This window comes from Rathayibacter sp. VKM Ac-2759, assembly GCF_009834225.1.
In the GTDB taxonomy this organism is placed as follows: Bacteria; Actinomycetota; Actinomycetes; order Actinomycetales; family Microbacteriaceae; genus Rathayibacter.
Genome location: NZ_CP047176.1, coordinates 3,902,400 through 3,929,141, shown reverse-complemented (window position 1 = coordinate 3,929,141; position 26,742 = coordinate 3,902,400). Strand labels below are relative to the sequence as shown.

Here is a 26,742-nt window from a genome sequence, read left to right as displayed (position 1 = left end):
CTTCGTGAGCCGGTCGTGCCGGCTCCATCGTGGGTAGTGGTGAGTCAGAGAGCGAGCAGCTCGGCGTGCGGCGTGCCCTCGGTCGAGGCCGTGCCGTCGGCGAGCGAGGCGAGGTAGTGCTCCGCGTCGAGGGCGGCGACCGTCCCGGAGGCGGCAGCGGTGACGGCCTGACGGTAGGTCGGGTCGATCACGTCGCCCGCGGCGAAGACGCCGGGGACCGAGGTCTGCGACGAGCGGCCGACGACGGCGATGTTGCCCTCGGTCGTCAGATCGAGCTTGCCGTGCACGATGTGGGTGCGCGGGTCGTTGCCGATCGCGATGAAGAGCCCGTCGAGGTCGAGGTGGGACTCCGTGCCGTCGACCGTGTCGCGCAGCTTCACGCCGTTGACGTGGCTCTCGCCGGTGATGCCGACGACCTCGGAGTTGTAGACGAACTCGATCTTCTCGTTGTCGAAGGCGCGCTTCTGCATGACCTTCGAGGCGCGGAGCGTGTCCTTGCGGTGGATGATGTAGACCTTGGCGGCGTGCTTCGTGAGGAAGGTCGCCTCCTCCATCGCCGAGTCGCCTCCGCCGACGACCGCGATCGTCTTGCCCTTGAAGAAGAAGCCGTCGCAGGTGGCGCACCAGGACACACCGTGACCGGAGAGGCGCTCCTCGTCGTGCAGGCCGAGCTTGCGGTACGCGGAGCCGGTGGCGACGACGACCGTCTTGGCCTCGATGCTCTCTCCGGAGCCGAGGTGGACGGTCTTGGTCTCGCCCTCGAGGTCGAGCGACGTCACGTCGTCGTAGAACGTGGTGGCGCCGAACTTCTCGGCCTGCGCCTGCATCGCCGTCATGAGCTCGGGGCCGAGGATGCCCTCGGGGAAGCCGGGGAAGTTCTCGACGTCGGTCGTGTTCATGAGGTCGCCGCCGATCTCGACGGAGGAGGCGACGACGATGGGGTTCAGCTCGGCGCGGGCCGCGTAGATGGCGGCGGTCCAGCCGGCGGGGCCGGATCCGATGATGACGATGTCGCGCACGGCAACTCCTCGAGGTCTGTGCTGAGCGGTGGGGGTCGTGTGTCGGATCGCCCGGGGGTGATCGACGGGGCGCGGATCGTTCGCTCGGTCCGTCCGCGGCTCCGAGGTCTACAACACATCCTAGGTGGGGGCTATTCCGCACGGGCGCGGGCACTCGGGTGGCGGTCAGGGTCGCGGGGGGCGACGCCTCCGGGAATCACGAAAACCGCTCCTGACCGGGGATTCTTTTGGCCCGGGAATCGATCGGCGGGGACGCGGGAGTCCGTGCCTCGAGACGTAGACGGTCGCGACGGCCGCCGCGGCGAAGACCCCGGTCAACGCGACGACGTAGAACACCACCGCGACGAGGCCGCCGGGGATCAGCGGCGGGTCGGCGAGGCGCGGGTCGAGGAACGGGTAGGGGTACCAGATCTGCTCGTGCTTCATCTGGTCGTACACCAGCGGCGCGCGGACCATCGTGTAGACGAACCAGGCGACCGGGAACACCAGGATCCCGGGCACGACGGTCCAGGAGAGGCGTCGCCGGCCGGGCGCGAACAGCCAGTCGACGATGAGTGCGAGGGGCGCGACCACGTGCATCACCTCGTTGGTCCACTCCTGGGGCGCTCCCGCACCGGTGACCACGGTGCCGCGCAGGAGGAGGTTGTAGACGACTCCGATGACGACCATGGAGCAGACGGTGCCCGCCCGCAGCCAGGCGAACCACCGAGGCTCGGGGATCGCGCCCCGCGCGAGGACGACCGCGCCGATCAGCAGCACCACCGCGGCGATGAGGCAGGTCTGGACGGTGATGTAGCTGAAGAAGTTGACGATGAGCGTCGCCCGGTCGCGGAAGCGGGCCTCGACCCAGAAGGAGTAGGAGTCGGCGAAGCTCGTGACGGTCGCGGCCAGGACGGCGATGGCGACGAGGAGACGGAGCAGGACGAAGGTGGAGCGCATCGTGCCTTCCGGGTCGGCGGGTGGAGGAGGGCGGCTCTGCCGGAGACGCGCCCACCCTTCCACGTCGGCCCCGACGGCGCACCCCTTCTCGGGTGACCACTCAGGGTCGGGGCGGACCTGCCGCGGCGGTCAGCGTCCGAGGCGGCGGAGGAACGGAGCGGCCATCGCGCGCAGCTCCGGCACCTTCATCACCCAGAGGACGCCGAAGTAGACGACGGCCATGGCGGTGCCGGCCAGGACCATGGACACGATGGCGGACCTCCAGTCGGCGAACGGGTAGCCGTCGGCCTGCACGAGCAGCAGCATGATGCCGCCGCCGACCACCGCCGAGGGGACGGCTGCGATCAGGTACTGGACGAAGCGGATCGCGATGCGCGCGCCTCCGCTCCCGCCGAGCCGACTGCGCAGCAGCACGCAGGCGAGGAAGGCCTGCACGGCGACCCCGGCCGAGACCGAGGCAGCCACGAAGAGAGCCGTGAGGTCGGACGGGACGGCCGTGGCGACCAGGCAGCCGAGGGCGATGACGATGGTCTGCACGAGGGTGTAGAGGAACGGCGTGCGGCCGTCGTCGAGCGAGTAGAAGGCGCGCTGCACGATCGCCAGCGTCGAGAAGAGGGGCAGGACGAGGACGTACGCGATGATGATGCCCGCCATCGGCCCGATCGCATCGGGGTTGTCGGAGAAGACCGCGGCGAAGGATCCGGCGCACACGATGAGGGCGGCGGAGGAGAAGACCAGGAAGAGCCCGACGATCCGGATCGAGGACGAGATGTCGGCGCGGAACTCGGACATCCGCTTGTTCGCCACGTGCCCGCTCATGCGCGTGTAGTACGCCGTCGCGACCGAGACGGCGATCACGGAGTGGGGGAGCATGAAGACCAGCCAGGCCTTCTGCAGGGCCGTGGCGGAGGCGTTCGCGCCGGAGGACCCGCTCACCGTGGTGTTCTCGATGAAGCCGGCCGCGACCGTGAGGAGCAGCGCGGCGAACGTCCACACCGCGATGCGGCCGGCGCGGCCGAGGCCGACACCCCGGATCCGGAAGTCGGGGCGGTAGCTCAGGCCGACACGCTTCCAGAAGAAGACGAGGAGGATCGCCTGGAGGGCGACTCCGAGGGTGGCGGAGCCCGCGAGGACGGCGATCATCTGGGGTGTCCACTCGGTGGCGTCCCGGAGACCCCGGCCGTCGGATCCGAACATCGCCTGGAAGGCGAGGAGCCCGCCGATCGTCACCACGTTGTTGACGACGGGCGTCCAGGTGAAGGGTCCGAACGAACCGCGGGCGTTGAGGACCTCACCGAGGATCGTGTACAGGCCGTAGAAGAAGACCTGCGGGAGGCACCAGTAGGCGAAGGCGACGGCGAGCTGGAACTGCTCCCGGCCGTATCCGCTCGCATTGAGACTCACGAGGAGCGGGGCGAGCAGGGTCGCGACGACGGCCGCGACCAGCAGCACTCCGAAGGCGAGAGTGAGCAGGCGGTTGATGTAGGCCCTGCCGCCGTCGGCGTGGAGTCCGGCGCGGACGATCTGCGGGACGAGGACCGCGTTGAGCGCGCCGCCCGCGATGATCGCGTAGACCGTGTTGGGCAGTCCGTTGGCGACCGTGAACGCATCCGCGCCCTGCCCGATCAGGCCGACGGTCTGCGTGAAGACGATCGACATCACGAAGCCGAGGACTCGCGAGACCATCGTGCCGGAGGCGAGGACGGCGCTCGCGCGTCCGAGGGAGAAGCTAGCCACGCGGGTCCGTTCGTTCGTCGTCGAAGCCGGGCTGGACCGCGAGCGGTGCGTTCGGGTCCTCCTCCTCCTCGATCGGGTCGCCGCGGCGGCGGCGACGGATGTTGCGGAGGATGCCGGCGCCGAAGACGACGACGAGGACGATGCCGAGGAGGAGGGTGCCGACCGTCTCCCAGTCGGCGCGCACGCTGGTCACGACGCTCGTGGGCGTGCCGATCGCCGTGCCGTCGAGGGCGGTCAGCTGCATCCGGAGGCTGGTCTCGCCGTTGCCGACGCGGGCCTTCACGGGGATCAGGACGCGGCCCTGCGAGCGCGCATCGATCATCGTGGGCTCGACGGAGGCCTCGTCGATGTCGAGGACCGCGTTCGAGGTCGACGCCTGGATGCGCACCGAGACCGGCCACGGCAGATCGTTGCGGACGTAGACGGGGATGCTCGAGTCGCGGGACACCTGCGTCACGCTGTCGGCGGCCTCGATGGTGACGGAGGTGAGGGTGGTGGCCGCCAGCTCCTCGCTCGCGGTCACGGCGTCGCTCCAGCCGGCCGGGTCTCCGCGCCAGGTGACGGCGAGCAGGGCCAGGAGGTCGTTGCGCCTCTTCCCGCTCAGCAGCTCCGGCTCGGACAGGACCGCCGAGAACGACTCGATGCGCGCCGCGACGGTGAGGAGGTCGGAGACGTCGGCGAGCCGCTCCTCCGTCTCCGGGGCGTCGACGACGGTGACGCCCTCGGTGACGGGATCCGTCAGTGCGACGGCGAGGGAGGTGCCCTCCGCCCACGGGAGGCCGTCGATCGCGTCGAGGGTCTGCGCGAGCCGTGCTCCGTCGATCGCCGAGCCGCGGTCGAGCGCCAGGACGACGTCGGGGGACTCGCCGTCGCGCTGCACCTGCGCGAGCCCCGCGGTGATCGAGGTCATCCGGGCGCGCCACTCGGAGTCGCTCGTCGAGCTCACCGCGTCGTCGAGGGCGGTGGAGAGGGTGCTGTCGGCGACCACGACGTCGTTCCCGTCGATGCTCGCGGTGCTGAGCGTCGAGACGGAGGAGGGGAGGGACAGGTTCGCAGAGGAGACGACGGTGCGGTTCATTCCGCTGGTGGCATAGATGCCGAGATCGGCGCCGCGCACCGTGAGGTCGTCGGGCCAGGCGAGCGAGCCGATGGTCGGCGACCAGTCGAAGGAGGTGAGCGACTCCGTCGTCGGCCGGGTCGGCAGGTCCTCGTCCTGCTGCGGGGCGTCGGCGGTGGCGGTCGGGGTGGGCGTCGCGGTGCTCGGCGGGTCGGCGAAGAGCGAATCGTCGATCCCGTACTCGAAGGACGTCGGCGTCAGGAGGGTCGAGAGGCCCGACTGCGCCTGCGCCGCGACGTCGGCGTCGGCGTAGGGCAGGGCGAAGACCTCGTTCGGAGCCGACTCGAGCCGGTCGAGCCAGGTGCGCGCCGACTCCGGTGCCGCGTCTCCCAGGATCCGGATGGACGCGAGGATCCGCGGGTCCACTCCGATGGTCACGGCGCGGCCGACGACGGAGTCGAGCTGGCGCGAGAGCGTGCCCGTGCTCTGGGTGTAGTCCTGCAGCGTCTCGGCCGGGATCAGGCCGTCGGAGCTGTCGGGCACGGTGAGCGGCACGAGGACGCTCACGCCGGTCTCGCGCTCGGAGGGGGCGCCGTTCGTGAGCTCGACGGAGTTGCGAGCGGTCGCGAGCGTGCCGCCGGGGCTCGTGACGGTGACCGCGACGGCGTGCGAGCCGAGCGCCGCGGGATCGGCGGAGAAGGGGATGGCGGCCGCGGGGATCGTCAGGGTGACCTGGGCCGAACCGGAGGGGAGCAGCCGGAGGTCCGCGCCCTCGCCGGTGGGCGAGCCCTCGTCGTCGGTCTCGCCGTCGAGCCAGGCGTCGAGCTCGTCGCGCGAGTCGAGGGTCCGTGAGTCGAGCGTCACCTCGACCCGGGCACCGTCGATCGACTCGGTCGTGCCGTTGCGGACGGACACCGAGAGCTGGAGGTCCTGACCGGGGAGGAGCACGCCGTCGTTCGCGGCTCCGACGGTCGCGGTGACGGTGGTGCTGCTCGACGACGGCTCGGGGGAGGCCTGCGACGTCGGCGTCGACGTCGGCTCCTGGGTCGCCGCGACGGCCGGTGAGGCGAGGCCGATCAGCGCGATCGACAGAACGGCAGCGCCGGCGGAGCGGAGGAGCTGCGGGACCGCGCGCCGTCGTGAGCGTTCGGAGAGAGTGAGGACGCGCCGATGCATCGAACTCACTCGGCCTCCATGCGGGTGATTCTACGGGCAGGCTCTCGCCGCGCCGCCGGTGCGTCGTCCGAGGGATCGCACAGGTCGTAACCGGTGTGCGCGGTTACCGCGCCGTTCCGCGGATCCGAGCCGGTCGTGGGACATCGGCCCCGACTAGGATCGTGCGAATGCACAGCGTCCAGACCGCTCTCGAGACCCTCCGCGCTCTCGCCGCGACGCCGACGGTGGCCCGCCTCGCGGAGGCGTTCGCCGCCGAGGGTCACGAGCTCGCCCTGGTGGGCGGCCCGGTGCGCGACGCCTTCCTCGGCCACGGTGTGCACGACCTCGACTTCACGACCTCCGCCCGCCCCGACGACATCGTGCGCATCGTCGCGCCGATCGCCGAGGCGCACTGGGACATCGGTCGCGCTTTCGGGACCATCGGCGCACGCCTCGCCGGCGAGACCGTCGAGATCACGACCTACCGCAGCGACAGCTACGACGGGGTGAGCCGGAAGCCCGAGGTGGAGTTCGGCGACTCGCTCGAGGGCGATCTCGTGCGCCGTGACTTCACCGTCAACGCGATGGCGCTCCGGCTCCCCGAGGTGGTGCTGGTGGATCCGTCGGGCGGGGTGGAGGACCTGCTGGCCGGGCGCCTGCGCACTCCCTCCGCCGCCGACCTCTCCTTCGGGGACGACCCGCTGCGGATGCTGCGTGCCGCGCGGTTCACGTCCCAGCTCGGCTTCCGCACCACGGACGAGGTCGAGTGGGCGATGGCCGAGCTCGCGGGCCGCATTGAGGACGTCTCTGCGGAGCGCGTCCAGGAGGAGCTGCGGAAGCTCCTCGCGACCCGTGCCCCGCGGGCCGGGCTCGAGCTGCTCGTCGACACCGGTCTGGCCGGTTACTTCCTCCCGGAGCTGCCGGCCCTCCGACTCGAGCAGGACGAGCACCACCACCACAAGGACGTCTACGTGCACAGCCTCACCGTGCTCGAGCAGGCGATCGCGCTCGAGGAGTCGCGGCACCCCGGAGCGGCGCCGGACGTGGTGCTGCGCCTGGCCGCCCTGCTCCACGACATCGGCAAGCCGGCGACGCGGCGCCTGGAGCCGGGCGGAGTGGTCAGCTTCTACCACCACGACGTCGTCGGCTCGAAGCTGGCCACGCGCCGGCTCCGCGCGCTCAAGCTCGACAAGCAGACCATCACCGAGGTCGCGCGGCTGATCGAGCTCCACCTGCGGTTCTTCGGCTACACCGACGGCGCGTGGACCGACTCCGCGGTGCGCCGCTACGTGACCGACGCGGGACCGCTGCTCGAGCGGCTGCACATCCTGACCCGCGCCGACGTCACCACCCGCAACCGGCGGAAGGCCGACCGGCTGGCGCACGCCTACGACGATCTCGAGCAGCGGATCGCCGAGCTCGCGTCGAAGGAGGAGCTCGCCTCGAAGCGGCCCGACCTCGACGGCACGCGGATCATGGAGCTGCTCGGGCTCGCTCCCGGGCCCGAGGTGGGGCAGGCGTACCGGTTCCTGCTCGAGCTGCGGCTCGAGGAGGGGCCGCTGGGCGAGGAGGAGGCCGCGCGGCGGCTGCAGGAGTGGTGGGCCGCGCGGTCCTGACTCCGAGCAGCGGACCCTCGCGGCGGCCCGGCGCGGATGGTAGAGTCGTCAGGTTGTCCACGACCAGACGCACTCGCGTCCGCGGGAGTGGGCAGATGCTACATACCCTCCTGTCACGGAAATACCGTGGCCGTTCAGTCCGAAGGAGGTGGGTTAGTGACGCATCAGTACGAACTCATGGTCATCCTGGATCCCGAGATCGATGAGCGCACCGTCGCTCCGAGTCTCGACAAGTTCCTCAACGTCATCCGCACCGATGGTGGATCCATCGACAAGGTCGACGTCTGGGGCCGCCGTCGTCTGGCGTACGAGATCAACAAGAAGTCCGAGGGCATCTACGCCGTCGTCGACTTCACGTCGACCTCGGCCGCCGCGAACGAGCTCGACCGTCAGCTGAAGCTGTCGGAGGCCGTCATGCGCACCAAGGTGCTGCGTGCAGAAGAGGGCATCGCCCAGGTCGCCGCCGCCAAGAAGCTCGCCGACGAGAAGGCCGCCCGCAAGGCTGCCAAGGCTCCGGCCGCTCCCAAGGCGTAGCGCTCATGGCCGGCGAGACGATCATCACCGTGGTGGGGAACCTCACGTCCGACCCCGAGCTGCGCTACACGCAGAACGGGCTCGCGGTCGCGAACTTCACCATCGCCTCCACGCCGCGCACCTTCGACCGCCAGGCGAACGACTGGAAGGACGGCGAAGCGCTGTTCCTCCGGGCCTCCGTCTGGCGCGAGTTCGCCGAGCACGTCGCGGGATCGCTGACCAAGGGGAGCCGCGTCATCGCGACCGGCCGCCTGAAGCAGCGCTCGTACGAGACGAAGGAAGGCGAGAAGCGCACCAGCATCGAGCTCGAGATCGACGAGATCGGCCCCTCGCTGCGCTACGCGACCGCACAGGTCACGCGTGCGAGCGGCGGCGGTGCCGGAGGCGGCGGACGCGGCCAGGTCGGCGGCGGTCAGGGCGCGAGCCAGGGCGGCTTCGGCGGCGGCAACCAGGGAGGCTCCGGCGGCAACGCGGGAGGCAACCGCGGTGGCCAGGCCGAGGAGCCGTGGGCTCCGAGCGCACCCGCAGGTGGCGACGTCTGGAGTACGCCGGGCAGCTACAACGACGAGACGCCGTTCTGAGCTCACCGCTCGGACGCGCCCTCACCTGAATCACGCCTCGATCGCCCCGCGCTGTAGCGCCGGACGACCAGGGGGCGAACCAGAATCTCAAAGGAAACCACTATGGCTGGAAAGAGCAGCGGCGACCGCCGCAAGCCGATCCGCGGCAAGGGCGCGAAGAACGCGGCCCCCGCGAAGTCGGTCCGCGTGGGCGTCATCGACTACAAGGACGTCCCGACCCTCCGCAAGTTCATCTCGGAGCGCGGGAAGATCCGCGCCCGTCGCATCACCGGCGTCTCCGTCCAGGAGCAGCGCCTCATCGCCCGTGCCGTCAAGAACGCCCGCGAGATGGCGCTCCTGCCCTACGCCGGCAGCGGAAGGTAGGTAACGGTATGTCCAAGGTCATCCTGACCCACGAGGTCGACGGACTCGGCTCCGCCGGCGACGTCGTCGACGTGAAGAACGGGTACGCCCGCAACTACCTCATCCCGCAGGGCTTCGGCGTCGCGTGGAGCCGTGGCGGCGAGAAGCAGGTCGAGCAGATCAAGACCGCTCGTGCCGCCCGCGAGCACAAGACCATCGAAGAGGCTCAGCACACCAAGCAGGTCCTCGAGGCCAACCGGGTGAAGCTGACGGTCAAGGCCGGCAAGGACGGCCGTCTCTTCGGCTCGGTCAAGACCTCCGACGTCGCGAACGCGGTGGCGGCGGCCGGCTTCGGCGATCTCGACAAGCGCAAGATCGTGATCGCCTCGGCGATCAAGACGGTCGGCGAGCACGAGGCCGTGGTGCGTCTGCGCGACGACATCCAGGCCACCGTGAAGCTGCAGGTGGTCGCGGCCAAGTAAGGCCGCGAGAACGCCGCGAAGGGCGGTGCAGCAGGGCTTCCGGGCCCTGCCGCACCGCCCTTCGTCGTTGCGTTCTCCACAGCTTCATCCACATACACCCTTTCGAGCGGGCAACCTTCAACGTGGTCTGGAGACTCTTTTCCACACACACCTGTGGAGAGCGGTTAATCCCTGGTCAGGAGCATGAAAAAACTTGGCGGGCCGCGCAGATCCCACAGGGTTGTCCACATGTTGCCCACAGTGGACGCGGCGTTTCCCGCGATTTCTCCACAGCGCTCTCCACAGGCCGGTTTGACCCTGGCTCCCGGCGGTCCGTAGGGTGGCGCAGCGCCCCGCGAGGGGAGCGGGACGGGCGTTCGCGCGCACTGTCGGAGGTCGCTGGTAGACCGGACCCGACGGCATCGCGCAGGCGCCCACCTGCTCCGCGAGGCACCCGACAGGAGGAGGCGAAGGCATGACGATCGCGCACCTGGCGGTTCCCGGCTCGGACGGACGAGACGGACGTGACGGACGAGGCGACGCTCCTCGCTCGAACGAGCGGACGCCTCCGCACGACCTGCTCGCCGAGCAGTCGGCCCTCGGAGGCATGCTGCTCTCGAAGGACGCGGTCGCCGACGTCGTCGAGAGCGTGAAGGCCAACGACTTCTACATCCCGAAGCACGAGATCGTCTTCGAGGCGATCCTGGCGCTCTACTCGCACGGCGAGCCGACCGACGTCATCGCCGTCACCGACGAGCTCACCAAGCAGGGCGAGCTGCAGCGCGCGGGCGGCGCCGACTACCTCCACTCGCTGACGGCTATGGTGCCGACGGCGGCGAACGCCGGCTACTACGCGTCGATCGTCGCCGAGCGGGCTCTGCTGCGCCGACTGGTCGAGGCGGGCACCCGCATCGTGCAGATGGGGTACCAGGGCGAGGGCGAGGTCCTCGACCTGGTCAACACGGCGCAGGCCGAGATCTACAACGTCACCGGCTCCGAGACGGCCGAGGACTACGTCCCGCTGACCGACGCGGTGACGGTGGCCATCGACGAGATCGAGGCCGCCGCGCACAAGGACGGCGCCTTCACCGGCGTGCCCACGGGCTTCGCCGACCTCGACGACCTGACCAACGGCTTCCACCCCGGCCAGATGATCATCGTCGCCGCGCGACCCGCGCTCGGAAAGTCGACGCTCGCGCTCGACTTCGCCCGCGCGGCCGCGATCAAGCACAACATGGCGACGATCTTCTTCTCGCTCGAGATGGGGCGCAGCGAGATCGCGATGCGCCTCCTCTCGGCCGAGGCCTCGGTGCCGCTGCAGCACATGCGCAAGGGAACGGTCGACCAGCGCGACTGGACGACCATCGCCTCGACCCGCGGCCGGATCAACGACGCACCGCTCTACATCGACGACTCGCCGAACCTCACGCTCGTCGAGATCCGCGCCAAGTGCCGCCGGCTCAAGCAGCGCATCGGTCTCAAGATGGTCGTCATCGACTACCTCCAGCTGATGACCTCGGGCAAGAAGGTCGAGAGCCGCCAGCAGGAGGTCTCGGAGTTCTCCCGAGCGCTCAAGCTGCTCGCCAAGGAGCTCCAGGTGCCGGTCATCGCGCTGTCGCAGCTGAACCGTGGACCGGAGCAGCGCGCCGACAAGCTCCCCGCGATTTCGGACCTCCGCGAGTCCGGCTCGATCGAGCAGGACGCCGACATGGTGATCCTCCTGCACCGCGAGAGCGCCTACGAGAAGGACAACCCGCGCGCGGGCGAGGCCGACCTGATCGTCGCCAAGCACCGCAACGGACCGACCCGCACGGTGACGGTGGGCTTCCACGGCCACTTCTCGCGGTTCGCCGACATCCCGGCGGTGTGACCGCCGTGGCCGCTCGGATCGACGACGTCCCTCTCGACGGGGAGTCCATCCGCCTCGGGCAGTTCCTCAAGTTCGCGGGGATCCTCGACTCCGGCGGAGAGGTGAAGGAGGCCGTCGCGGACGGTCTCGTGAGCGTGAACGGCGAGGTCGATCGTCGCCGTGGACGGCAGCTGGTGGTCGGCGACGTCGTCGGGTTCGGCGGGCGCCGGTTCCGCGTCTCGGCCTGACGGCGAGGCGCCCCTTCCTGAGTCCGGCGCGGAGCCCGGCCGGGAGAACGCTCAGGCAGGCGGATCCCGGCCTGCGTGCGTGACAGGCTCGGAGACGACCGGCATCGGGAGCGCGCGGGTACCGCGTCGCTCCAGCGGTGTGCTCGCGGACGACGGGAAGAGGAACGATGCAGGTAGGCATTCACTTCATGAACTTCACGCTGCCGGGGGGAAGCGCGGGGATCGCTCCGATCCTCGGGGCCACGGCGAGGACGGCGGAGGACGTCGGCTGCGAGTGGTTCACGCTGATGGACCACTACTTCCAGATGGAGCAGTTCGCCACGAGCGAGGACCCGATGCTCGAGGGCTACACCTCGCTGGGGTTCGTCGCGGGGCGCACCGAGCGCCTCCGCCTGGGCCTCCTCGTCACCGGAGTCACCTACCGTCACCCGGGGCTGCTCGCGAAGATCGTGACCACGCTCGATGTGCTGTCGGGCGGGCGCGCGATGCTCGGCATCGGCGCGGCCTGGTACGAGCGCGAGCACCTCGGGCTCGGGGTGCCGTACCCGGCGCTCAAGGAGCGGTTCGAGCGGCTCGAGGAGACGCTGCAGATCTGCAAGCAGATGTGGAGCGATGACGACGGCCGGTTCGACGGGAAGCACTACCGGTTGGCCGAGACGCTGAACCACCCGGAGCCGATCCAGAAGCCGGGGCCGCCGATCCTGATCGGGGGCAGCGGCGAGAAGAAGACGCTGCGGCTGGTCGCCGAGTACGGCGACGCGTGCAACCTGTTCGCCATCGGGGCGGAGGGGATCGCGCACAAGCTCGACGTGCTGCGCCGGCACTGCGACGACCTCGGGCGCGACTACGACTCGATCACCAAGACGATCATCGGCGGCGGCGACCCGATCGGAGACCCCGACGGGTTCGTGCGGGCGATGGAGGAGTACGCGGCGCTCGGGATCTCGCTGGTCGAGCTGGCTCCGCAGGGGCCGGACCCGGAGGGGTACGTGGCGCAGCTGGGCGATGGCGTGATCGGGCGGCTCGCGGCGATCGGCTGACGCGGGGCGAGCCCGGAGGCGTCCTCGCGAGCCGGGGGGGCTCAGGGGGTGGGCGGGCAGCCGCAGGTCTCGCCGACGACGAGGGTCGTGGGCAGCAGGACGTGCCGGGGGGCGGAGCCGGTGGCCGACTCGTCGAGGAGCTCGAAGGCGATGCGGGCCATGTCGCGCACGGGGACGGCGACGGTCGTGACGCGGACGCCTCCGAGCAGGGCCTCGCGGGTGCCGTCGAAGCCGACGACCGCGAGGTCGGCGGGGACGTCGATCCGCTCCTGGGACGCCGCGCGGAGCAGGGCGAGAGCGTGCTCGTCGGTCGTGGCGAAGACGGCGCGGGGACGCTCGGTGCGGAGCATCCGCCGCAGCTCCTGCTCGGCCGAGACGCGGTCCATCGGCACGCGGTGCAGGCGGCCCTCGGTGGTGCGCCCCGCCTCGGCGACGGCGGCGGACCAGGAGCGGACGCGGAGGCCGGAGGGGCCGAAGTCGTCGGGTCCGGTCACGCAGTGCACGTCGTCGTAGCCGTGCGCCAGGAGGTGCTCGACGGCCGAGCGGGTGCCCTGCTCGTCGTCGAACACCACGCTCGGCTCGGCGTCGCTCGGTGGCGCGGAGTGCATGAAGACGCGCGGGCCGGAGTCGGCGGCGCTCGCCGGATCGATGGTCACGAGGAGGGTGCCGGCGGTGCGGAGATCGGCGAAGGTGCGCTCGTAGCCGCGTTCCACCTCCGGGTCGTACTCGGTGTTGCCGAGCAGCGTCAGCAGGGCGCGGCTGCGCGCCTCGTGCTCGACGTGGCGCGCGAGCTCGCCGAAGAAGGCGTTCGAGGAGTCGGGGACGAGCAGGCCCACCAGGTTGGAGCGGCCGACGCTCAGGGCCTCGGCCAGGGAGTTGCGGCGGTAGCCGAGCTCGGAGATCGCCTGCTCGACGCGGGCGCGCAGCTCGTGCGAGACCGGGCGCGGTCCGTTGTTGACGACGTAGCTGACGACGGTCGCCGAGGTGCCCGCCGCCCGCGCGACATCGGCGAGGGTGGGTCGCCGGGGCCGGGGGGACATCCGGTCAGCCTAGGACACCGGTGCGCGCGCGGGATCGGGCGTCGGGAGCATCGCGCCATACCCCCCGAACGAGTCACTTTCTGGCGGGAAACGCCGGGAACCCGCGGAAGTCGAGCGGGGGTCGGAGTGACGTACCTGTACGCGGACCACTCCGGGTGCTTACTCTGCGAGCCACTCATCTCGGGTGTACGGGCTCACGCTGACGTGAGCAGATCGCTGGCCTTGCATGCCGCACATGTCCGAACGTCACCCGTCCGATCGCGCCACTGAGCGGCGACGTCGACTGCACCGGGCCAGGGGAGCGGTCGCTGCGACCGCCGGCATCGCCGTCCTCGCCGTCGGGTTCATCGTCGGGTCACCCGCGCAGGCGGCCACGGCGCCGGACCTCGGGACCGCGGGCGACTACTCGGTGCTGGGCGGCTCGACCGTGACCAACACGGGGCCGACGATCCTGCCGGACGACCTGGGTGTCAGTCCGGGAACCGCGATCACCGGCTTCCCGCCGGGAGTCGTGAACGGGACGACGCACGCCGCGGACGCGAACGCGATCCAGGCGCAGTCGGACCTCGGCATCGCCTACGACCAGCTCGCATCGCAGGCGCCGGACGACGACATCGCCGGCGACCTCGTCGGACGGACGTTCCTGCCCGGCGTGTACAAGTCCTCCGGTCCGATCGGGATCGGCGGAACGGTGACCCTCGATGCCCAGGGTGCACCGGGGTCGATCTTCGTCTTCCAGATCGCCTCCACCCTGACGACGGCGACCGCCAGCTCGGTCTCGCTCGTCAACGGCGCGCAGGCGTGCAACGTGTTCTGGCAGATCGGCAGCTCGGCGACGCTCGGGACCGGCTCGAGCTTCGCGGGCTCGATCCTGGCACTGGCCTCGATCACCGTGACGACGAGCACCACCGTCGACGGCCGCGCGCTCGCCAGGAACGGCGCCGTGACGCTCGACAGCAATCTGTTCCAGACCTCGGCCTGCAGGGCTGCGCCGGAGCCGACGATCACGCCGACGATCACGCCGACGATCACGCCGACGATCACGCCGACGGTGACGCCCACGGTCACGCCGACTGTGACTCCGACTGTGACGCCTACCGTGACTCCCACGGTCACGCCGACGGTCACGCCGACGGTGACCCCGACCGTGACTCCGACGGTGACCCCGACCGTCACGCCGACGGTGACCCCGACGGTCACGCCGACCGTGACTCCGACAGTCACCCCGACTGTGACTCCGACGGTTACGCCGACTGTGACTCCCACGGTTACCCCGACGGTCACGCCCACCGTGACTCCGACGGTGACGCCGACCGTGACTCCGACGGTGACGCCGACCGTGACCCCGACGGTGACGCCGACTGTGACTCCCACGGTCACCCCGACGGTCACGCCCACCGTGACTCCCACGGTCACGCCGACCGTGACTCCTACGGTCCCTCCGACGGTGACGCCGACGGTCACGCCCACCGTGACGCCGACCGTGACCCCGACGGTCACTCCTACGGTGACGCCGACGGTCACGCCTACCGTGACTCCCACGGTGACGCCGACGGCCACGCCTACCGTGACTCCGACGGTCACCCCCACGGTCACTCCGACGGTCACTCCTACCGTGACTCCGACGGTCACTCCGACCGTGACTCCTACGGTCACCCCGACCGTGACTCCCACAGTCACGCCGACTGTTACTCCGACGCCGCGGCCCACGGTGACGCCGACCGCTACGCCGACGCCGACGGTCACGCCGACGGTCACTCCGACGCCGCGACCCACGGTGACTCCGACGGCCACGCCGACGCCGACCGTGACGCCGACCGCTACGCCGACGCCGACCGTGACGCCGACCGCCACGCCGACGCCGACCGTGACGCCGACCGCTACGCCGACTCCGACGGTCACGCCGACCGTGACGCCGACGCCGACCAGCACCCCCACGGCCGTGGCTCCGGTGCCGACGACCCGTCCGTCCGACTCGCCGACGGTCCCCGTTCGCGGTGGACACGGACCCCAGGGGCCGCAGGCGGTCCTCGCCTCGACCGGCACCGACGGTGCGAGCATGGCGATGACGGGCTCGGCCGCGATCCTGGTCCTGCTCGGTGGTGCGGGGATGCTGCTCCTCGCCCAGCGCCGAGGACGTGAGAAGCACCTGAAGGGCTGATCACCGATCTGACGGAGGCGATGCGCCGGGTCCCGAGAGGGGGTCCGGCGCATCGCTGCGTGAAGCGCGCTGATCGAACGGCCCGCGAAGAAGGCGTATCGAGCTCGCTGTCGTCCGCGGGTGAGTACTGCAGTTCCGCTCGTCGGGAGTCGGTGGGTCTCGATACGCCCCTGCGGGGCTACTCGACCAGCAGGCGGCAGGCGGCAGGCGGCAGGCGGCAGGCGGCGGGCAGCGGGCAGCGGGCAGCGGGCAGCAGGCGGCAGGCGGCAGGCAGCGGGCAGCAGGCAGCAGGCAGCAGGCAGCGGGCAGTAGGCGGCGGGCGGCAGGCGGCGGGCGATAGGCGGCGCGCGGCAGGTGGCGGGCGGCAGGCAGCGGGCAGCAGGCGGCAGGCGGCGGGCAGCGGGCAGTAGGTGGCGGGCGGCAGGCGGCAGGCAGTAGGTGGCGGGCGATAGGCGGCGCGCGGCAGGTGGCGGGCGGCAGGCAGTAGGCGGCAGGCGGCAGGCAGTAGGCAGCAGGCGGCGGGAAGGTCGGCGGGCTGGCGGGCAGATGAGCCGGCCGGCGGGCACCCTGGCGCAGAGCCGGCAGCAGGCCGGCGCAGAGGCCGGCACCAGGCCTGCGGACCGAGCCGTCGGGTCGCCCGCTGCTCGAGGAGACGCGGCGCGGCCGAATGTTTCACGTCGCCGTAATAAACGGGCGGGCGGCCGAAATACGGCGCGACTATGGTCACACGCTAACCGCTTAGACCACCGCGCTCCTCGACAGCGCGGTCCCCCGACTCCTGGAGCGCCGATGTCCGCCACCCTCACCCCGCCGCGTCGCGAGCGCGAGCGCGCGCTCCTCGAGGCGGTGCCGCTCGCGGACGCCTCCGCGTCGCGCGTGGTCGCGGCCGTCGCGCGCACCGCCTGGGCGCAGGCCGTCGTGCGGGCGACAGCGAGCGCGAGCAACCTCTCGTTCGCGCAGACCCGCGCGGCGATCCTCGGCACCGGGCCGCTCGCCTCCGAGCTCGCCACCCGCCTCGCGGCGATGGGCGCCCGGGTCGTGGTCGTCGGCGACGACCCGGTGGCCCTGGTCGAGTTCGCCCAGCGCGGCCTCGCCGTCGCGAGCACGGAGGCGCCTCCGCTCGATGACGCGGTCCTCGCGTTCGCGACGGGGGAGCTCGCCGCGCCCGTCGTCCCGGCGGCGCTCGGCGCCGGCGGTCCCCTCCTCCTCGTCGACGCGGCCCAGAGCGAGCCCGCCGTCGTCGCGCTCACCGACCCCGCTTCGGGCCGCCCCGGGATCGCACGACTGCTCGACGCCGGCCGCGAGGCGTTCCTCCTCGTCGCCCGCGAGATCGCCGACGAGTCGGCCCGCCGCACCCGCGACGCGCTCGCCGCACGATTCGCCGGAGCCCTGCAGTCCGCGACCGCCGAGGATCCGACGGCGTCCCTCGACGAGCTGCATCGCCGCGCCGACCGCGCCCTGGCCGAGGAGCTCCTGCGATGAGCATCCGCGACGCGTCGCTCTGGCAGCAGGGGCAGGACAAGATCGACTGGGCCGCCCGCTTCATGCCGGTGACCCGCGGAGTCGCCGGGCAGCTCCGCGAGAGCGGCAGCGTGCAGGGGCTGCGCATCGGTCTCGTGCTGGTGCTCGAGCCCAAGACCGCGACGCTGGCGCTCGAGCTCGCGGCGGCGGGAGCCGACGTCAGCGTGATGTGCGGCGCCTCCAACACCCACGACGACACGGCCGCGGCACTGCAGCACGCGGGGATCGCCGTGTTCGCGCGGTCCGACGCGTCGGCGGCCGACGACCGCGGCTTCGCGCTCGCGCTGCTCGACCGGCGGCCCGACATCCTGGTCGACGACGGCTCTTCCGTGACCCGGCTCGCGCACACCGACCGGCCGGCGGTCCTCGAGACGCTGCGCGGCGCGACGGAGGAGACCACCAGCGGGCTCCGTCCGCTGCGGGTGATGGAGCGCGAGGGTGCGCTGCGCATCCCCGTGCTCGCCGTCAACGACGCGCGCTGCAAGACGCTCTTCGACAACCGGCACGGCACCGGGCAGTCGACTCTCCTGACCATGCTCGACCTGCTCGCGACTCCGCTCGACCGTGCGCACGTCGTGGTCGCGGGCTTCGGGCCGGTCGGCCGCGGAGTCGCGCAGCACGCGCGCGCGCTCGGCGCCCGGGTGACCGTGTCCGAGGTCGACCCGGTGCGCGCGCTCGAGGCGGTGTTCGCCGGCTACGACGTCGCGGCGCTCGCCGAGGCCGCAGCGACCGCCGACCTGCTGATCTCGGCGACGGGGATCGCGCACACGATCGACCTGGAGCACCTCCTGGCTCTGCCGGAGGGCGCCGCCGTGGCGGTCTCGGGAGGAGTCGCGCAGGAGATCGCGATCGACGCGGCGCTCGCCGCGGGCGCCGTCCGCGAGAGCATCGGTCACGCGCTCGAGAGCTTCCGCCTCCCGAACGGCCGCTCGATCGTGGTGCTGGACGACGGCGGCTGCATCAACTGCACAGCCGGCGAGGGCAACCCGATCGAGATCATGGACCTGTCGTTCGGCGTGCAGGCGGCCGCGATCGACGTGCTGGCTCGCGAGACCCTCGTGCCCGCGGTGCACCTGCTGCCGCCCGAGGTCGACGACCGGGTCGCCCGCGCCAAGCTCGCCGCGCTCGGGATCGGCATCGACCGGCCGAGCCGCGCGCAGCAGGAGTTCCTCGGCAGCTGGACGTCGACGGGCCGCCGTGCCGCTCCCCAGCGCGACGGAGCGCGCTCGTGACCGAGCTGCTCCGCCTCGAGGGCGTCGGCGTCACCTACCGCAACGCCCAGCAGCCCTCGCTCGTCGACGCGACGTTCTCGGTGTCGAGCGGCGAGATCGTGCTCGTCGCGGGCCCCTCCGGCTGCGGCAAGAGCACGCTCCTGCGCGTGCTCAACGGTCTCGTCCCGCGCTCGTACCGGGCGGAGGTGACCGGCCGCATCGAGATCGAGGGGCGCGAGGCGACTCCGCTCGCTCTGCGCGACATCTCGGAGGTGGTGGGCACCCTCCTCCAGGACCCCTCGAAGCAGGTGGTGGGCCACAGCGTGCTCGCCGAGATCGCCTTCGGGCTCGAGAACCGCGGGACCGCGCCGGCCGAGATCCGCGAGCGCGCGCACCGGGTCGCCGAGCGGCTCGGGCTGACCTCTCTCCTCCAGACTCCGCCGCACGAGCTCTCGGGCGGGCAGCTGCAGCTCGTCGCCTTCGCGGGGATCCTGGTGCTCGAGCCGCGCGTGATCGTGATCGACGAGCCGCTGGCGAACCTCGACCCCGACGCGGCCGATGTGCTGCTGCGGGCCGTGCGCGACTACGTCGACGGAGGCGGCGCCGCCGTGATCGTGGAGCACCGGGTCGACGAGGTGCTCGCGCTCGATCCCGACCGCGTGGTGTACCTCGAGGAGGGGCGGGTCGCCTTCTCGGGCGACGTCGCCGGGTTCCTCGAGGTGGCGTCGCCGGAGTCGGTCAAGCTGCCGTTCTCGGCCCTCCTCGCTCGCGATCACGGTGCGGAGGAGGCCGTCGGCGACACCGCGCCGGTCGTGGCGGGGGACGTCGCGCGCCTGCACTTCGAGGGCGCTGAGCTCGGCTACGGCGCGCGGACCATCGTCGCCGCCGTCGACCGCCGCTTCGAGGCGGGGGAGCGCGTCGCGATCCTCGGACGCAACGGCGCGGGCAAGTCGACGCTGATGCGCGCCGCCGTCGGCCTGGTCGCCCCGCGCCGCGGCCGGGTGCTGATCGACGCGCGACCGGTGCACGAGCTCAGCGCGGCCGAGCTCGTCTCGACCTGCGGGTACCTGTTCCAGAACCCGGGGCAGGCGCTGTTCAGCGAGTCGGTCGAGGCCGAGCTCGCCTTCGGTCCGCGCAATCTGGGGGTCCCGGAGGAGGAGATCCCGGCGATCGCGGACGCCGCGCTCCGCGCCGTCTCGCTCGACGACGTCCCGGACATCCTGAAGCGGCCCCCGCGCACGCTCTCGTTCGGGCAGCAGCGGCGGCTCGCCGTCGCGCTGGCCCTGACGCTGCGACCGCGGACGCTCATCCTCGACGAGCCGACCGCCGGGCAGGACGAGCGGTCGTCGCGCCACTTCCTCGACGCGGTCTGGGCGATCGACGGGATCGACAGCGTGTACTTCATCACCCACGACATCGACATGGCCCTCGCGCGGGCCGACCGCATCGTGGTCGTCGACGGCGGCGGGATCGTCGCGGACGCGACTCCGGCCGAGATCGTGAACGACGCGGCGCTCTGGCACGTGCCGGGTGCCGAGGTCGACCACCCTCGCGCGGTGCTCCGCGAGACCGACTTCGTGCGCGCCGCCCGGCGCCACGGACCCCCGAGCGGACGCCTCCCCCGACCGCTCGACCTCGCCCGGCGCCTCCGCCGTGCCGAGCAGACCCCCCTCGAAAGGACGCACCCGTGACCGCCTCCTCCACCGCCGCGAAGACGGGCCCCTGGGCCGTCTCGTCGCGCACCATCGTCTTCGGCGCCGTCGGCGCCGCGCTCTACGGCGCGCTCGGCGCCCTGAGCTTCGTCATCCCCGGCACGATGATCTCGATCCGCCCCGCGATCGCGATCATCCCCTTCGTGGGCCTGCGCTTCGGACCGGTCGCCGGGTTCTTCACCGGCGCGGTCGGCAACGCGATCGTCGACCAGATCCTCGGCTACGGCTTCCTCACCTACTGGAACTGGAGCATCGCGAACGGCCTCGTCGGCCTGCTCGCCGGACTGATCGGCTACTACGCGAAGGAGCCGCGCTCGACCGGCCGCCAGGTCGTCTGGGCCGCCGCGATCGCGGTCGCCGCGGTCGTCGTGGGCCTGCTCTTCACGGTCACCGACCTGCTGCTCGGCGCGACCTTCGAGTACTGGTTCTTCGGCTCCTACCTGCTCGCGATCCTCGCGACGGGCATCACCGCGGTGATCCTCGTCCCCGTGCTCGACCGGGTCTGGAAGCCGCTCCAGAACCTCGCCGGACGCTGACGGGCGCGCGAGATGGAGGTTTCGCCTCGATACCTCGGCGGTGACTCCTTCCTCGGCCGACGGGATCCGCGCATACTGATCCTGGTCCCGGTGATGTTCGTCGTCGCCGCGACCCAGGTCCGCGATCTGCGCTGGATGGCGGTGCTGCTCGTCGCGGCACTCGCCTACTACGCGAGCGCGCGGATCCCGTTCCGCGAGGTCCGCTCGAACTGGGCGGTCGTCGCCGTGTTCGTCGTGGTCTTCGCCGGCGTCAACGGGCTGATCGTGGGGGCCACGAGCTCGGGCGAGCCCGACTCCGGCGCCACGCTCTTCACGGTGCCGCTGATCGGGCTGCCGATCACGGAGGGAGCGGTGTCGTACGCGGTGAACATGCTGCTGCGCTTCATCGCTCTGGTCGCGGTCGGCTTCCCGCTGGCGTTCGCGATCCGCCCGGGAGACCTGGCGGTCGCGTTCGCCCGGCTCGGGCTGCCGGCGCGCTTCGCCTACGGCATCGACCTCACGTTCAAGTTCCTGCCGAGCGCCGCGGCGAACCTGCAGGAGACGGCGGCGGCGCAGCGCCTGCGCGGCTACGAGCGCTCGGCGACGCGGAATCCGGTGCGACGCCTCCGCGAGATCGCGCCGCTGATGGTCCCGGTGACGATCACCTCGTTCGTCGACGCCGAGGACACCGTCGATGCGCTCGATCTGCGCGGCTTCGGCACGGCCAAGCGCACCTGGCTGCGCGAGATCCGCTACACCCCGGCGGACTGGGCCGTGACGGGGGTCGCGGTGCTGCTCGCTGCGGCCGCGACCGTCGCGAGCCTCGCCGGCCTGATGCCCTCGGCGTGGCTGCCGTGAGCGCGGTGCTGCACCTCGCCCCGTGGGTGCTGCCCGTGGCCGGCGAGCCGATCCGCAGCGGAGGCGTGCTCGTCCGCGGCGAGCGGATCGTCGCCGTCGGCACGGGCGACGAGCTGCGCGCGCTCGACCCCGCCGCGGCGGTGACGGAGTGGGACGGCGCGATCGTGCCGGGCCTCGTCAACGCGCACTCGCACCTCCAGTACACCTGCATGGCGTCCGTGGGAGCCGGCCGCTACGACGGCTTCGAGGACTGGTCGCGCGCGTTCCAGGTGGTCTACGAGCAGCCGCACGACTGGGGCGCCTCCGCGGCCGACGGCCTCGAGATCGCGGTCTCGACCGGTACCACGGCCATCGCCGACATCGTCACCGACCTCGGCGCGCTGGGCGTGCTCGAGGCGGGCGGCGTGCACGGGATCGCCTACTGGGAGCTGATGAGCCTCCTCGAGGACGACTGGCGGGGGAGCGGCCGCGCGATCACCGCGGAGCTGGTGCGCACCTCCGGAGTCACCCGCATCGGGCTCTCGCCGCACGCGCCCTACTCGCTCGACACGCCCGTGCTGAGCGACCTGACCCCGCTCTCGCAGGAGCTCGGCGTCCGCCGGCACCTGCACCTGGCCGAGTCGGCGTGGGAGGCGGAGTACACGATGCACGGCCGCGGCGACCTCGCCGAGCAGTGGCGGCGCTGGGGCTACGACGGCTTCCATCTGCTGCGCAACGGCGGCAGCGCCCTGCGGCCCGTCGCGTACGCCGAGACGATCGGCGCGCTCGGCGACGACGTGCACATCGCGCACGGGATCTACGTGGACGCGGACGACCGGGCGACCCTGCGCCGCAGCGGCACCTCGGTCGCGCTCTGTCCGCGCTCGAACGCGGTGATCGGGCTCGACGAGGCTCCTGTCGCGGACTACCTGCGCGAGGGCAACGCGATCGCGGTGGGCACCGACTCGCTGTCCTCGACTCCGTCGCTCGACCTGCTCGGCGACGTCGCGGAGCTGTACCGGATCGCGCGCTCGCAGGGCTACGCCGACCGTGATCTGCACGAGCGGCTGCTCGCGGCGGCGACGGTCGGCGGGGCCGTGGCGATGGGCGAGGCGGAGTCGTTCGGCACGCTCGTCGCCGGATCGCTGGCCGACTTCGCCGTGCTGGACATCTCCGCCGGTTCTTCCGACGACGTGGTCGCCGCGATCGTCGAATCCGGCGAGGGATCCGCCCTCGCCACGATCATCTCGGGGGAGATCCGATGGCAGAGCTGACGAACGAGCTGGTCGACCGGCTGAGCGTCGACGGGCGGGTGCTCGAGCGCGTGCGCCGGCCCGAGCTGGCGGCGTCGATGGGGCTGGAGCCGCATCCCGAGGGCGGCTGGTACCGGCGCACCTGGACGTCGCCCGAGCGGGTGACGCTGGTCTCGGCGGACGGGTCCTCCCGGGAGCGTCCGGCGGCGACGCTGATCGTCTTCCTGCTCCCGGCGGGCGAGTGCTCGGCCTGGCACCGGGTGTCGTCGGCCGAGACGTGGATCTGGAACGGACCCGGACGGGTGGCGCTGCAGTACGGCGGGCTCGGCGCGGAGCCGGTGGACGGCGAGACTGTGGTGCTGGGGCCGGCCCACGAGGGGCTGCCGGTGCAGGCGCTCGTGCCGGCGGACGTGTGGCAGCGGACGCTGCCGTCGGAGGTCGACGCGGTGGTGAGCTGCATGGTGTCGCCGGGGTTCGACTTCGCCGACTTCTCGATGCCGGAGTAGCGGCCGCCGCTGCCCGAGGGAACCGGTTCCCGCCGAGGTGCCGCGTTCGGCGCGGTGCCTCCCGCAGCGTCCGTGTCCTCGACGGGCCGCTGACGCGGGCTTACAGTGGCTGCGACGGCCGTGCACGGCGCGAGGAGTGCCCGGTGTCGGACGGCGTCCTCGTGTGGAAGGAAGTCATGTCCCAGGCCGCTCCCGCCGTTCCCGACACCACGAGCATCCGCACCTTCCACCAGATCCTCGTGAACACCGCGGTCGCGAACGTCACGACGAGCTTCCTCTGGTTCGCGCTCACGTTCTGGGTGTACCTCGAGACGCGGTCGGTGCTCGCGACCGGCATCATCGGCGGCGCGTACATGCTGCTCGTCGCGATCTTCGCGATGGCCTTCGGGACCATCGTCGACCGGCACCGCAAGTACCGGGTGATGGTGTTCGCGGGCGCGGTCACGCTGGTGTCCTTCGGCGTCGCGGGCGGCCTCTACCTCGCGCTCCCCGAGTCGGCACTCCTGGATCTCGGCGGCCCGTGGTTCTGGCTGTTCTCCGGCGTGATCCTGTTCGGCGCCGTCATCGAGAACATGCGCAACATCGCCCTGTCGACGACGGTGACACTGCTGGTCCCGACGGAGCGCCACGCCAACGCGAACGGCCTGGTCGGCACCGTGCAGGGGCTCGCGTTCGTGGTCACGAGCGTGTTCAGCGGACTCTCGATCGGCCTGCTCGGCATGGGCTGGACGATGCTGATCGCGATCGGCGCCTCCGCCGCGGCCCTCGTGCACCTGCTCTTCCTGCGCATCCCCGAGGATGCGCCCGCGATCGTCGGCGACCGGGCCCCGCTCATCGATCTGCGCGGCAGCATCACGGCGGTGCGGGCGGCGACCGGTCTGTTCGCGCTGATCGTCTTCTCGACGTTCAACAACCTGATCGGCGGCGTCTACATGGCGCTGATGGACCCGTACGGGCTCGAGCTGTTCCCGGTGGAGCTGTGGGGGGTCGTGCTCGGCGTGACCGCCACCGGCTTCATCATCGGCGGCCTGCTGGTCGCGAAGTTCGGCCTCGGGAGGAACCCGATCCGCACGATGCTGCTGCTCGTGATGGCGATGGGCCTGATCGGCGCGCTGTTCACCCTCCGCGACTGGTGGTGGCTCTACGCGGGCGGCATCTGGATCTACATGACGCTGATCCCCGCGGTCGAGGCCGCCGAGCAGACCGTCATCCAGAAGGTCGTCCCCTTCGAGACCCAGGGGAGGGTCTTCGGCTTCGCCGCGGCGTTCGAGTCGGCGGCGGCGCCGGTCACCGCGTTCCTCATCGCGCCGATCGCCGAGTTCGCCCTCATCCCCTACATGGAGTCGTCGGCCGGGCGGTCGGCCTTCGGCTGGCTCCTCGGCGACGGCATCGGGCGGGGGATCGCGCTCGTGTTCCTCGTCGGCGGGATCATCATGGTGCTCGCGGCGGGGGCTGCGATGCTCACGCGGTCGTACCGCGTGATCTCGGCGCAGTACCTGCGGGGCGCGTCGGCCTCGGTGGAGGCCGCGGAATCCGGTAACTCCGGGGCGGACGTCGACGATCCCCTCGAGTCGACGGAGGCGGAGAGCCCGCTCGACCAGCACCGGTGACCGTCGGGCGGACGGCTCCCCGGAGGGATCGTCCGATCAGGCGTAGTCCAGGCCGTAGAGGTCGTCGTAGTCGAGCTCCGCGGCGACGTGCGCGGGGAGCGGCAGCGGCGCCTCGTCGTGCTCCTCGAGCACCACCGAGCTCGTCGGCGTGAGCAGTATCTCGACATGACCGCCGAGCACGGTCCGGAGCGAGAGGAACGCGGGCGCCGCTCTCATCGCGTCGAGGACCGCCTGCTTCGCCTCGTCCATGCTCGTGCCGGCGTCGAGCAGGTAGGTCTTGTCCTGCACCGTGATCTGCACCATGACCGCTCCCTCCACGTCCAGCATCGCTCGACTCCTCCGACCCTACGGACCAGCGCGTCCGGCATCGACGGCGTTGACCTCGTGCCACCCGATGTGCAACGGATGTGGCACACTGCGCGGGTGGGACAGCTGATCTATGGACCGGGAACCGTCTACGAGATGGACGACCGCACTCTCGCTCACGTCAAGCTCGCACTGACCGCGAAGCTCCGCCGACAGGAGAGCTTCCTGCTGTCGTGGCCGATCGCCGCGGATCAGGGCTCGGGACGGACGTCGCTGTGGATGGCGCCGACGCTGCCGCTGCAGTTCCAGTTCTCCGGCAGCCGGCCCCCCACGATCAACCGGAACTGGGTCGTGGCGATGCTCGAGGGCTCTCACAGCGACCGCGGCCTCATGATCCTCTCCGAGGCGGAGGCCGACAAGCTCGCCGCTCAGAACTGAGCCCGATCGGGGGAACCGTCGGGTCGCCGGCGGGCCGCTCAGGCCGAGGACTCGCGGGGGACCAGGCGCACGGGCATCGAGCGGACGCCCGCGGTCGCGCGGCCGTGGATGGCGTGCGAGAGCTCCTCGGCGGCGGCGCGGCCCAGGGTCTCGAGCTGCATGTCGATGCTGGTCAGCGGCGGGCGGGCGGCCTCGACGAGCAGGTCCCAGTTGTCGAAGCCGACGACGGCGACGTCGCGCGGCACTGATCGGCCGCTCTCGCGGAGGTGGTCGAGTGCGCCGCGCGCGATCTGGTCGCTCGCGCAGATCAGGGCGTCGAGATCCGGATGCGCGTCGAGCAGCGTCTCGGCGCACTGGCGCCCCCAGCTCTCCGACCACTGCCCGTAGAGCACGTCGCCGCCGACGAGCGGGAGGCCCGCCTCGGTCAGCGCCTGCTCGACCCCGCGGGCGCGATCGTGGGCCGCCGAGTAGCTGGGCTCGCCGTTGACGAGCGCGATGCGCCTGCGCCCCCGCTCGATGAGGTGGCGCGCGGCGAGCACCCCGGCCAGCGTGTTGTCGGGAGTGAACGACGAGTCGCGCTCGTCCTCGGACGGCGCGTAGGCGTAGACGACCGGCACGGGGATCGTCGCGGTGATCGAGGGCCGCGGATTCGTGGTGCGGCCCAGCACGACGATCCCGTCGACGCGCTTGGCCAGCAGGTTCTTGATGTGGTGCTGCTCGCGGATGGAGTCGCCGCGGGCGTCGCAGAGGAACACCGAGGTGGATCCGGCGCCGAACGCGTCCTCGGCGCCGAGCAGCACCGGCAGCACGAAGCGGTTGTCGAGGTCGTTGGTGAGCATCCCGATCGTGCCGGTGCGGCGCGAGTTGAGGGCCTGGGCGAACGGGTTCGGTGTGAACGACAGCGCCGCGGCGGCGTCGAGCACCCGCTGGCGCGTCTCGGCGCGGACCTGGTCGCGGCCGTTGAGCGCCTTGGAGGCGGTCGCGATCGAGACACCCGCCTCGCGGGCGACGTCGGTCAGCGTGATCGTGCCCTTGGGCTTGCGTGCGGCGATGA

General features: G+C 71.6%; 24 protein-coding genes and 1 pseudogene. 18 read left to right on the top strand and 7 right to left on the bottom strand.

All coding sequences use genetic code 11. The annotated features are described in order from the left end of the window. Nucleotides 1–44: 44 nt before the first annotated feature. The 4 genes from trxB to GSU68_RS18265 all read right to left on the bottom strand — a co-directional run bounded on the left by trxB (nucleotide 45) and on the right by GSU68_RS18265 (nucleotide 5,928). Nucleotides 45–1,019, bottom strand: a complete 975-nt coding sequence (gene trxB, locus GSU68_RS18280; protein ID WP_159910045.1) for a thioredoxin-disulfide reductase — start codon at nucleotides 1,017–1,019, stop codon at nucleotides 45–47. Nucleotides 1,020–1,184: 165 nt separating this feature from the next. Further along, entirely contained in the window at nucleotides 1,185–1,958 is a 774-nt protein-coding gene (locus GSU68_RS18275) for a Pr6Pr family membrane protein (protein WP_159910044.1), read from the bottom strand. A 129-nt stretch (nucleotides 1,959–2,087) separates the two neighbouring features. Next, entirely contained in the window at nucleotides 2,088–3,695 is a 1,608-nt protein-coding gene (locus GSU68_RS18270) for a lipid II flippase MurJ (RefSeq protein ID WP_244259340.1), read from the bottom strand. Continuing rightward, a complete protein-coding gene (locus GSU68_RS18265; RefSeq protein WP_159910043.1) occupies nucleotides 3,688–5,928 on the bottom strand; it encodes a DUF6049 family protein in 2,241 nt (746 codons plus the stop codon). The genes GSU68_RS18270 and GSU68_RS18265 overlap by 8 nt, the downstream gene beginning before the upstream one ends. A gap of 167 nt (nucleotides 5,929–6,095) precedes the next feature. On the opposite strand from GSU68_RS18265, the gene GSU68_RS18260 reads away from it, so the two are divergent. The 8 genes from GSU68_RS18260 (at nucleotide 6,096) to GSU68_RS18225 (ending at nucleotide 12,578) form a co-directional block, all read left to right on the top strand. Further along, on the top strand, nucleotides 6,096–7,523 hold the full coding sequence (locus tag GSU68_RS18260; protein ID WP_159910042.1) for a CCA tRNA nucleotidyltransferase: 1,428 nt from the start codon (nucleotides 6,096–6,098) through the stop codon (nucleotides 7,521–7,523). Nucleotides 7,524–7,679: 156 nt separating this feature from the next. Beyond that, nucleotides 7,680–8,057, top strand: coding sequence for a 30S ribosomal protein S6 (rpsF, locus tag GSU68_RS18255; RefSeq protein WP_056039816.1), 378 nt, complete (start codon nucleotides 7,680–7,682; stop codon nucleotides 8,055–8,057). Between the two features lie 5 nt (nucleotides 8,058–8,062). After that, on the top strand, nucleotides 8,063–8,638 hold the full coding sequence (locus GSU68_RS18250; RefSeq protein ID WP_159910041.1) for a single-stranded DNA-binding protein: 576 nt from the start codon (nucleotides 8,063–8,065) through the stop codon (nucleotides 8,636–8,638). A gap of 102 nt (nucleotides 8,639–8,740) precedes the next feature. Next, nucleotides 8,741–9,001 carry a 30S ribosomal protein S18 gene (rpsR, locus tag GSU68_RS18245; RefSeq protein ID WP_056039813.1) on the top strand — a complete coding sequence of 87 codons (261 nt, stop codon included), beginning with the start codon at nucleotides 8,741–8,743 and terminating at the stop codon, nucleotides 8,999–9,001. Nucleotides 9,002–9,009: 8 nt separating this feature from the next. Further along, a complete protein-coding gene (gene rplI, locus GSU68_RS18240) occupies nucleotides 9,010–9,462 on the top strand; it encodes a 50S ribosomal protein L9 (RefSeq protein WP_159910040.1) in 453 nt (150 codons plus the stop codon). Nucleotides 9,463–9,916: 454 nt separating this feature from the next. Beyond that, nucleotides 9,917–11,311, top strand: a complete 1,395-nt coding sequence (gene dnaB / locus GSU68_RS18235; RefSeq protein ID WP_159910039.1) for a replicative DNA helicase — start codon at nucleotides 9,917–9,919, stop codon at nucleotides 11,309–11,311. Beyond that, on the top strand, nucleotides 11,308–11,538 hold the full coding sequence (locus GSU68_RS18230; RefSeq protein WP_279631045.1) for an RNA-binding S4 domain-containing protein: 231 nt from the start codon (nucleotides 11,308–11,310) through the stop codon (nucleotides 11,536–11,538). Before dnaB ends, GSU68_RS18230 begins: the two co-directional genes overlap by 4 nt. Nucleotides 11,539–11,705: 167 nt before the next feature. After that, the gene (locus tag GSU68_RS18225) at nucleotides 11,706–12,578 is read left to right on the top strand and encodes an LLM class F420-dependent oxidoreductase (protein WP_159910038.1); all 873 of its coding nucleotides are present in this window, start codon (nucleotides 11,706–11,708) and stop codon (nucleotides 12,576–12,578) included. Nucleotides 12,579–12,619: 41 nt separating this feature from the next. On the opposite strand, the gene GSU68_RS18220 is transcribed toward GSU68_RS18225, so the two are convergent. Further along, complete coding sequence (locus GSU68_RS18220; RefSeq protein ID WP_159910037.1) at nucleotides 12,620–13,618, bottom strand: LacI family DNA-binding transcriptional regulator; 999 nt, start codon at nucleotides 13,616–13,618, stop codon at nucleotides 12,620–12,622. Between the two features lie 226 nt (nucleotides 13,619–13,844). Between GSU68_RS18220 and GSU68_RS19770 the strand changes: the two are divergent. The 9 genes and pseudogenes from GSU68_RS19770 to GSU68_RS18175 form a co-directional block, all read left to right on the top strand. After that, nucleotides 13,845–14,519, top strand: a pseudogene (locus tag GSU68_RS19770) (ice-binding family protein); the annotation flags it as partial. Nucleotides 14,520–16,568: 2,049 nt separating this feature from the next. Then, nucleotides 16,569–17,261: a hypothetical protein gene (locus GSU68_RS18210; RefSeq protein WP_159910035.1), complete on the top strand. Its 693-nt coding sequence runs from the start codon at nucleotides 16,569–16,571 to the stop codon at nucleotides 17,259–17,261. Further along, nucleotides 17,258–18,532, top strand: a complete 1,275-nt coding sequence (locus GSU68_RS18205) for an adenosylhomocysteinase (RefSeq protein WP_159910034.1) — start codon at nucleotides 17,258–17,260, stop codon at nucleotides 18,530–18,532. Before GSU68_RS18210 ends, GSU68_RS18205 begins: the two co-directional genes overlap by 4 nt. Continuing rightward, complete coding sequence (locus GSU68_RS18200) at nucleotides 18,529–20,202, top strand: ABC transporter ATP-binding protein (protein WP_159910033.1); 1,674 nt, start codon at nucleotides 18,529–18,531, stop codon at nucleotides 20,200–20,202. Before GSU68_RS18205 ends, GSU68_RS18200 begins: the two co-directional genes overlap by 4 nt. After that, nucleotides 20,199–20,759, top strand: a complete 561-nt coding sequence (locus tag GSU68_RS18195) for an ECF transporter S component (protein WP_159910032.1) — start codon at nucleotides 20,199–20,201, stop codon at nucleotides 20,757–20,759. Before GSU68_RS18200 ends, GSU68_RS18195 begins: the two co-directional genes overlap by 4 nt. Nucleotides 20,760–20,771: 12 nt before the next feature. Further along, nucleotides 20,772–21,596 carry an energy-coupling factor transporter transmembrane component T gene (locus tag GSU68_RS18190; RefSeq protein ID WP_279631044.1) on the top strand — a complete coding sequence of 275 codons (825 nt, stop codon included), beginning with the start codon at nucleotides 20,772–20,774 and terminating at the stop codon, nucleotides 21,594–21,596. Next, a complete protein-coding gene (locus GSU68_RS18185) occupies nucleotides 21,584–22,849 on the top strand; it encodes an amidohydrolase family protein (RefSeq protein ID WP_244259339.1) in 1,266 nt (421 codons plus the stop codon). Before GSU68_RS18190 ends, GSU68_RS18185 begins: the two co-directional genes overlap by 13 nt. Further along, nucleotides 22,837–23,334 (top strand): cupin domain-containing protein, encoded by a 498-nt coding sequence (locus tag GSU68_RS18180; protein ID WP_159910030.1) that lies wholly within the window; start codon nucleotides 22,837–22,839, stop codon nucleotides 23,332–23,334. Before GSU68_RS18185 ends, GSU68_RS18180 begins: the two co-directional genes overlap by 13 nt. 176 nt (nucleotides 23,335–23,510) lie before the next feature. After that, nucleotides 23,511–24,944 carry an MFS transporter gene (locus GSU68_RS18175; protein ID WP_159910387.1) on the top strand — a complete coding sequence of 478 codons (1,434 nt, stop codon included), beginning with the start codon at nucleotides 23,511–23,513 and terminating at the stop codon, nucleotides 24,942–24,944. Between the two features lie 36 nt (nucleotides 24,945–24,980). Here the strand turns inward: GSU68_RS18175 and GSU68_RS18170 are convergent, their stop codons facing one another. After that, nucleotides 24,981–25,271 carry a hypothetical protein gene (locus tag GSU68_RS18170; protein WP_159910029.1) on the bottom strand — a complete coding sequence of 97 codons (291 nt, stop codon included), beginning with the start codon at nucleotides 25,269–25,271 and terminating at the stop codon, nucleotides 24,981–24,983. A 96-nt stretch (nucleotides 25,272–25,367) separates the two neighbouring features. On the opposite strand from GSU68_RS18170, the gene GSU68_RS18165 reads away from it, so the two are divergent. Continuing rightward, entirely contained in the window at nucleotides 25,368–25,688 is a 321-nt protein-coding gene (locus GSU68_RS18165; protein WP_159910028.1) for a hypothetical protein, read from the top strand. 38 nt (nucleotides 25,689–25,726) lie between these two features. Here GSU68_RS18165 and GSU68_RS18160 read toward each other — a convergent pair whose 3' ends face one another. Beyond that, entirely contained in the window at nucleotides 25,727–26,527 is an 801-nt protein-coding gene (locus GSU68_RS18160; RefSeq protein WP_348272506.1) for a substrate-binding domain-containing protein, read from the bottom strand. Nucleotides 26,528–26,742: the final 215 nt, after the last annotated feature.